The 7767-nt window shown below is 61.4% G+C and carries 7 protein-coding genes; 3 read left to right on the top strand and 4 right to left on the bottom strand.

The annotated features are described in order from the left end of the window. The 4 genes from BW11_RS07065 to BW11_RS07050 all read right to left on the bottom strand — a co-directional run. The coding region (locus BW11_RS07065; RefSeq protein ID WP_140445079.1) for a DUF6339 family protein at positions 1-205 on the bottom strand (205 nt) is incomplete at its 3' end. 204 nt (positions 206-409) lie between these two features. Next, the gene (locus BW11_RS07060) at positions 410-910 is read right to left on the bottom strand and encodes a hypothetical protein (protein WP_140445078.1); all 501 of its coding nucleotides are present in this window, start codon (positions 908-910) and stop codon (positions 410-412) included. A 4-nt stretch (positions 911-914) separates the two neighbouring features. Next, positions 915-4181, bottom strand: a complete 3267-nt coding sequence (locus tag BW11_RS07055) for a DUF3427 domain-containing protein (protein WP_140445077.1) — start codon at positions 4179-4181, stop codon at positions 915-917. A 2-nt stretch (positions 4182-4183) separates the two neighbouring features. Continuing rightward, a complete protein-coding gene (locus tag BW11_RS07050) occupies positions 4184-4627 on the bottom strand; it encodes a (deoxy)nucleoside triphosphate pyrophosphohydrolase (protein ID WP_140445076.1) in 444 nt (147 codons plus the stop codon). 283 nt (positions 4628-4910) lie between these two features. On the opposite strand from BW11_RS07050, the gene BW11_RS07045 reads away from it, so the two are divergent. The 3 genes from BW11_RS07045 (at position 4911) to BW11_RS07035 (ending at position 7743) form a co-directional block, all read left to right on the top strand. Beyond that, positions 4911-5342: a very short patch repair endonuclease gene (locus BW11_RS07045; protein WP_140445075.1), complete on the top strand. Its 432-nt coding sequence runs from the start codon at positions 4911-4913 to the stop codon at positions 5340-5342. A 422-nt stretch (positions 5343-5764) separates the two neighbouring features. Then, complete coding sequence (locus BW11_RS07040) at positions 5765-7159, top strand: UTP--glucose-1-phosphate uridylyltransferase (protein WP_140445096.1); 1395 nt, start codon at positions 5765-5767, stop codon at positions 7157-7159. Then, a complete protein-coding gene (locus BW11_RS07035; protein ID WP_140445074.1) occupies positions 7159-7743 on the top strand; it encodes a TetR/AcrR family transcriptional regulator in 585 nt (194 codons plus the stop codon). The genes BW11_RS07040 and BW11_RS07035 overlap by 1 nt, the downstream gene beginning before the upstream one ends. Positions 7744-7767: the final 24 nt, after the last annotated feature.

Genomic DNA, 7767 nt, shown 5'->3' with positions numbered 1-7767 from the left:
TGAACGGCAGTACCCAGCGTTGCTTCGCTCTGTTCTTCCAGTTACGTACGCCGTCCAGAGGCCAGCGGTCGAGCATGTACTGGCGGCAGGTGTTGAACGCCATGTAGGTCCACAGCCCGGGCAGCGCCGCGTTGACTCGGTCAATCTGGCCTACGGCCTCGAAGAGAATCTTGGCGTTGTCCGAATCCGGACGGTTAGTGTCCAAAGGCTTTTCAAGTTCGATCGAAAGCCGCAACGGGCCGTCCGTGGGGGGGAGTCGACCGGCGTGAACATGTCGGGGATGACGAGTCGGAGGTCGGCGACCTCAATGGCGATCGTATGACGCATGTGGTTTCTTTTGAAAGATGCCTATGATGCACGTGAAGTGCAATGTCTGTCGGTTCGTATTTGGCTTGTGATCGGCCTGCTGTCAGAACTGCTCGGCTTGGGCGATTTGTCTGCGTTCTCTCTCAAGCAGATCCAATACGAGCTTCGCCATGGTCGTGTTCCTGTCAAGTATGAGCGCAGCCCTGGCCTCAAGTCCGCAGGTGCCTCTGTCGCCGCATAGCCACATGAGGTACGCGGCGACGGCGTGAAGCTCAGGATCGTTCCGTTCCCACGCCTCGTGCGAGATGCCTTCGGCGGCCGACATGATGCGCATGTCATCGTTGTCCGAAGGATGTCTCGGCCCTTCGAGAAGAATGCGGTTGATGAGGGCCGTGACTCGAGGGGAGACATCAGCCCTGTTCTGGTGCGCGATGTCGCTGAACTCCTTAAGGGTGATCGACGGGTCGATGATGCGCATCATGACGGCGTCGCGGATGCCCTTGCCGAGTTTGATGGCGTCGCAAATCGCCGCGATGCTCGTATGCGCTCCGAACAGGCGGTATACGTTTTCGATCGTGCTGTCGTCCATATGATGCTCCGGCATGCGTTCACCCGATCAGGTGTCGGTAGAGTTCCGGGTCGATCGGCTTGGCGAGACGCAGCGTGGACAGCGTCACCTTCACCGTGCCATTGCCGGATGCGTCCGGCTTGGTGGTGAGCTCGGGATGCTCGACGGCGGCCACATGGCCCACGTAGTAGTATTTGCTGCCCTTGAGCTTCTTGCCGTCCGGGGTTTCAGCTTCGGCCTTGCGCATCACGAACAGCGGTACGAAATGCGTGTCGTCCCATTCGGGGCCGGTGTTCTCGCGCAGCCATCGGAACTCAGGGGATTGCGGAGTTCGTCCGTTCTTGCTGAAGTACCGCATCTCCTGTGCGCTCAGGAACTCGTCTTCGTATTGGCTGGTGGCGTATTTCACGAAGATCGGCATGGTGCCGCTCTCCTTGTCCAGATAGTATCCGCCAACGTTCTGCGGCGTGTTCTCCTTCTTCCAGCCGCACAATCGCATCACGTCGTCAAGCGAGTACTTGCGTTCATACAGGAACGCATGATCGAACGTGCGATGATGCTCTCTGGCGTCCTGGAACAGGTCCCGGCAGTTGCTCAATCCGACCTGCAGCGTGTCCCTGAGGAAGGTGCGGAACGTACGGTTCGAGGTGAGCATGCTCGCGAACCGATCGCTGAGCCGATACGTCGTGCCGCTGCCGGCGTGGCGTTCGGACGCGATCAACGGCAGATCGCCGAATCGCTTCCGGTTCCCCTCGCGGAAGTACGAGTAGTCGAGCACGCTGATCGCGGAATCAAACTGCGAATCGGATGCATCGGCCTGCGGGAAGTCATGCCGTATCGCAGCCAGCAGATCATCCCGTCCCATCGACATGGGAGCATGCCATACGCTCTGATCCGTCTTCTGTGGTGCATCTTTCTGCAGCGCATCGCTCGAGGATTCCCGCTTGAGGTCGTATGCGAATCCGCACAACCGTGACAGAATCACCAGCTCATGTGGGCGCAATCCCGGCAGCAGCAGTTCCGTCGCCATCTTCAGCACGGCGTTTTCGGTTTCGCCAACCGGTTCCAGCTGGTCGAGGTATGACGTGTCATGCTGTCCTCCGCGGCTGAGGCTCTGCTCGCGCGACCGCACGAAATCAAGATAGTTGCCGCGTTTCGACGCCAGCGTGGATGGCAAGGATGGATCGTAGCGGTACACGTCCGTCAGCATGGGGATGCGTCCGAGCTCGAATCGGATCTGCCGGTACTGTTCCGTAAGCCGCTTCATGTCGGACCAGTCGGCGGTGTCCAGCGAGCCGAGGATCCGTTCCTTGGCGATCGGGTCGAAGCTGATCGATGACAGGCCGATCGACCGCCTCTGCAGGTTCCTGCGTGCGATGTCACGGTCACCGGTGTTGCCGTACAAGGCAACCGGGATCAGATAGTTGTTGCGGTAGTTGCCGATGAAGTCGATGACGGTGACGCTGTCCTTGTGCGGGAACTTGCGAAGACCACGTCCCAGCTGCTGCGTGAAGACGATGCTCGACTTGGTGTTGCGCAGCATGACGACCTGATTGAGCGCGGGAATATCGATGCCCTCATTGAACATGTCAACGGTGAACAGATAGTCGAGCTCGCCCTTTTCCAATCGCTCGACATATCGTTCGAGTTCCTGCGGAGACATCGACCGTCCATTCTCATCCGTGCTGGTCACGGCGGCGGTGCGGTACGGGCGTTCGGCCTGCTGATTCATATGCCGGTTGAACAGTCGCGACAGCTCACGGGCCTCCTCCTGCCGACTGCAGAAGACGAGATCAGTCACCGGTAGACCATACTGGCCGTACTGCTCGAGCTTGTCGATGATGTATCGGACACGACCTTCGGTCGCCAGCTGGCTGATCTCATACTGCAGCTGGGCGTTGTCCTCGGCGGTGGCCTCATCGGACAAGTCGATGCGGGGGAGCGCGTCATCATGATTCGACTTATCGGAGTCGTCGACCGAGCCCAGATACTCGGCGATGCCGTAGTAGTGGAACGGGCAGAGCATGCCTTCATCCAACGCCCGCTGCAGGCGGATCTCATAGGCGATGTTGTGACCGAACAGTTCGAAGATGTTGATGCCATCGGTACGTTCGGGCGTTGCGGTCATACCCAGCATGAAACCGGCATCCTTGAAATGGTCGATCAGCTGACGGTAGCTTTTGGCACCGGCATGATGCACTTCGTCGACCAGGATGTAGTCGAACTCGTCCGACGCGAACTGCGCCAGCACATCCGGCTTGCTCATCGTCTGTATGGTCGCGAACACGTATCTGCGATCCTGCTGCTTGCTGGTGCCGGAATACAGACCCAGCTCCGATTCGTCACAGCCGAGCACCTTGCGGTAGGACTGCATCGCCTTGGTGAGGATCTGCTGCTGTTGCGCGATGTACAACATGCGTCTCGGCTTGTACTCGCGCACGTCGAACGCCGACAGATACGTCTTGCCGGTACCGGTTGCGGACACGATGATCGCGCGATGCTCGCCCTGCTCTCGCAACTCCTTGAGATTGCGCAACGCCTCACGCTGCATCGCGTTCGGCGTGACCGTCCTCTTGTCGTACTCCCTGAGGAGCTCACGTCGCGGTGGAGCGTATCTTCTGAAGTCCTCCTCGTATCGTTTGATCCACTCCTCGGTGAGCGGCACCGACTCGCTGATCTGCGTATCGATCTCCTGCCTGAACTGGCCCACCAAACCGCCGTCCGCCAGCGAGGAGAGACGCAGATTCCATTCGCGCTGCCTGCCCAATGCCGCGGTGGTGAGATTCGAACTGCCGACGTACAGGTTGTAGTACGGACGGCCATCGGGCATACGACGCCGGAACACGTAACCCTTGGGATGAAAGGGCTGTCCCTGCGCTATCGACGATTCGGACGCATCGCCATCGTGATCCGACCCCTCCCATACGCGCACGTCGATGCCGGAAAGACTCCCCAGATGCAGCAGCGCACGGAAGTCCTGCGGACTGTTGAAATAGTTCTTCGTGGAGGTGATCAGTCGACTCGTCTCATCGGAGGCGTCATGATGATCCATGAAATCCTGCAACAGGCCACGCATCGCCTCGGTCTTCACGAAGGCCACGGAGATGTCGAAGCAATCACTGTCGGCGATCTCCTCGTGAAGCGCGTCGCTCATGGTACGACCATCGGTACCATTCGTGATGAGCATAGGTGCATAGGCGCCGGAGGACTGCGTAGTCGGATCGATCAGACCGTATACGACGTCCTCGAGCACGGTGCGCTCGCCGGCGCTATCGAGACCGAACGCATGGGTGTCTTGGTCGCTCATGATCATTCCTTCTCGATCGTGTCGAATCGCATGGCCGAGATGATGCCGACGGCTTCGCGGTCCACCGGCGCCCAGTCCAATGCCGGCATGTCTGCCGGCGTCTGCCAGCGGATGTCCGTGTGCTCGGTCAGACGTGGCGTGCCACCGGTCAGATGGCAGATGAACGTGGTGAGTCGAACGATACCGAAATCATAGGCGTATTCGCTGGTGCACACCTCGTCCGCGACCTCGACCTCGCACAGCAGCTCCTCCTCGATCTCGCGGTGCAACGCCTGACGCGGCGTCTCGTGGGGCTCGATCTTGCCTCCCGGGAACTCCCAGTATCCGGCCAATGACTTGCCTTCGCCGCGCTGCGCGCACAGCACCCTGCCGTCGCGAACGATCGCCGCCCCCACGACGTTGATGCGCTTGACCTGCTCGGTTTCGGAAGCGTTCGATTGCGTCATATCGGTATTTCCTTTCGCTCCAGCCTTGAACGACTGGCCTTCACCCCATCACTCGTTCACTGAGAATGGAATTATCCTACGCCTGTCTGTGGCGAGCGTCGTCGCAGCGTCGGCGGAACGGTATCTGCGGATGGGGAAGCGCATATGGTCACTGTACGTCGGCTGTCGACCCGATGTCACGTGGTCTGCTAGGTTCGTCAGTGGTTTCGAGACGCACGTGCACGGCAGCGGCATGTAAGGCAGCGCCGCGGAACCGGTCCCATGTAGCACGAGATGGACGGCGATGACAACAGCGAAGACGGAGAAATACGCACGAGGCACGCGCTCGTACACGATGTCGCATATCCGGGGCAAGGACACGTCCATCGAGACCATGGTGCGCAGCTACCTGTTCCGCCGCGGTCTGCGGTTCCGCAAGAACGACAGGCGCTATCCCGGTCATCCGGACGTGGTGCTGCCCAGATACCACACGATCGTGTTCGTCAACGGGTGCTTCTGGCACATGCACGAGGGCTGCCCGAAATGCACGATCCCAAAGTCGAACGTCGAATTCTGGACCGCGAAGCTGCTGCGCAACCGCGAACGGGATCTCGCCCAGCACGCCGAACTCGAACGGGCCGGATGGCATGTCATCACCGTGTGGGAGTGCGAACTGACGAAGACTTCGCGTCAGGCGCGTCTTTCACTCCTGTACGACCAGATCACCGGCAGATGAAGCGCTCCGGGAGTGCCGTCATCGGGCGGATCGCAGTTCGCTGGTCACCATGCATACGGTGTCGTCGGCGGTGCCGTCCACGACCGTCACGTTGCCGAGTCCTCGCGTATGCGCCGTCAGCTCCGCGCGCATGTCCGCGATCGTCCGTTGCATCCGGATCGGCGTGCGAGAGGCGGTCCGCAGGCCGACACGAGCGGCAAGGGGAGGGCTGGGAACGTTCCCAACGGCGTAGTTCACGAATTTTTTACCCCCGTTCTTACCCCCGTTGCGCACAAGCGCCCGTTTTGCCACTAGACTGGACACCAGTTTTCGAAAGCGACAGTCGCGTCCCCCGCGTCTGGAACGAGCGAACAAACGCAGTACATCAGCAGTACATCAAAGGAGCAAGAGTGTCCGACGTGTTCGACCAGTCAGCAGCGAAGATGCGCGAGCATGGCATGAGCGAGATGGCCATCAACCAGTTCAGGCGCCTGTACGACGTGTGGCGCAACGAGCAGGCGTCCAGCTGGATCCGCGAGACCGATGTGGAGCCGCTCGTCGACGTTCCCAGCTTCCACGACGTCTACAAGACCATCGACCATGACAAGGCCGTGAACGCGTTCGCCAAGACCGCGTTCCTCAAGCTCAACGGCGGCCTCGGCACGTCGATGGGCCTCGACTGCGCCAAGTCGCTGCTGCCGGTGCGCCGCCACAAGGCCAAGCAGATGCGATTCATCGACATCATCCTCGGCCAGGTGCTTACGGCCCGCACCCGTCTCGGCGTGGAGCTGCCGCTGACGCTGATGAACTCGTTCCGCACCTCCAAGGACACGATGAAGGTGCTGCACCACAACCGCAAGTTCCATCAGGAGAACATCCCGATGGAGATCGTCCAGCACGTCGAACCGAAGATCGACCCCACCACCGGCGCGCCGGTCTCCTTCCCCGAGGACACGGATCTCGAATGGTGCCCGCCGGGACACGGCGACCTGTTCTCCACCATCTGGGAGTCCGGCCTGCTCGACAAGCTCGAGGAGAACGGGTTCGAATACCTGTTCATCTCCAACTCGGACAACCTCGGCGCACGCCCCTCGCGCACGCTGGCCCAGTACTTCGAGAACACGGGGGCGCCGTTCATGGTCGAGGTCGCCCGCCGCACCTACGCCGACCGCAAGGGCGGCCACATCGTGCGCGACAGGGACACCGGCCGCCTCATGCTGCGCGAGATGAGCCAGGTCCACGCCGACGACAAGGCCGACGCTCAGAACATCGAGAAGCACCCGTACTTCAACACGAATTCCATCTGGGTGCGCGTCGACGCGCTCAAGGCCAAGCTCGCCGAATACGACGGCGTGCTGCCCCTGCCGGTCATCCGCAACCACAAGACCGTCGACCCCACGGATCCCGACTCCACGCCGGTCATCCAGCTGGAGACCGCGATGGGAGCCGCCATCGGCCTGTTCGACGGCGCGATCTGCGTGCAGGTCGACCGCATGCGCTTCCTGCCGGTCAAGACCACCGACGACCTGTTCATCATGCGCTCGGACCGCTTCCACCTGACCGACACATACGAGATGGAGGATGGCAACTACATCTTCCCGAACGTGACCCTCGACCCGAAGTACTACAAGAACATCCACGACTTCGACGAGCGATTCCCGTACGGCGTGCCGTCGCTCGCCGCCGCCAAGTCGGTGACGATCACCGGCGACTGGACGTTCGGCCGAGACGTGCGCATGTTCTCGGACGCGGTGCTTCAGGACGAGGGGGAGTCGCGCTACGTGCCGAACGGCGAGTACGTCGGCCCGCAGGGCGTCGAACCCGACAACTGGATCTGATGGAGCCTCGCACGCAGCGGCGTTTCGATCCGGAACGCCGTCAGCGCATCATCGACGCCTGCCTCGACGTGATCGCCGCGCGCGGCGTCTCCGGCACGTCCCATCGCGCGGTCGCGGCCGCGGCGGACGTGCCGCTCGGGTCGATGACCTACCATTTCGATGGCATGTCCGATCTGCTGCATCAGGCGTTCGAACGATTCGTGCAGCACAGCATCGACGTGTTCGCCGAACGCATGCGCGACGCGCGCACCGTGGACGAGGCGTGCGAGATCATCGCCCTGCATATCGAAGGCGACCTGCTCGCCACGCAGCGCGATCTCGCCATCAACCTGGAGTTCTATACGCTCGCCGCCCGCGACCCCTCCTACCGGGATCTGACCGACCGGTGGATGACCGCCTCGCTCACGCAGCTCGAACGGTTCTTCGACGAACCCACCGCACAGCTCATCGACGCGATGATCGAGGGCATCACCCTCCACCGCGCGCTCGGCGGCACCCCGCAGGACGCGGCGACGATCCGTGAGGGCATCCGTCGCGTCGCCCTGGTCGGGGGAGGACGCCCGACCATCGACCAACGGGCGTAAGGTGGTGCATCGGAATCGGACACG

Origin of the sequence: Bifidobacterium sp. UTCIF-38 (assembly GCF_006454495.1) — a bacterium.
In the GTDB taxonomy this organism is placed as follows: domain Bacteria; phylum Actinomycetota; class Actinomycetes; order Actinomycetales; family Bifidobacteriaceae; genus Bifidobacterium; species Bifidobacterium callitrichos.
The sequence above is the reverse complement of the archived record's forward strand: the minus strand, read 5'-3'. Positions and strand labels throughout refer to the sequence as shown.

Bases quoted from the DNA above. Each gene is read 5' to 3' on its own strand.
- BW11_RS07055 (WP_140445077.1), bottom strand. From the start codon at position 4,181: ATGAGCGACCAAGACACCCATGCGTTCGGTCTCGATAGCGCCGGCGAG.
- BW11_RS07050 (WP_140445076.1), bottom strand. From the start codon at position 4,627: ATGACGCAATCGAACGCTTCCGAAACCGAGCAGGTCAAGCGCATCAAC.
- BW11_RS07060 (WP_140445078.1), bottom strand. From the start codon at position 910: ATGCCGGAGCATCATATGGACGACAGCACGATCGAAAACGTATACCGC.
- BW11_RS07040 (WP_140445096.1), top strand. From the start codon at position 5,765: ATGCGCGAGCATGGCATGAGCGAGATGGCCATCAACCAGTTCAGGCGC.
- BW11_RS07035 (WP_140445074.1), top strand. From the start codon at position 7,159: ATGGAGCCTCGCACGCAGCGGCGTTTCGATCCGGAACGCCGTCAGCGC.
- BW11_RS07045 (WP_140445075.1), top strand. From the start codon at position 4,911: ATGACAACAGCGAAGACGGAGAAATACGCACGAGGCACGCGCTCGTAC.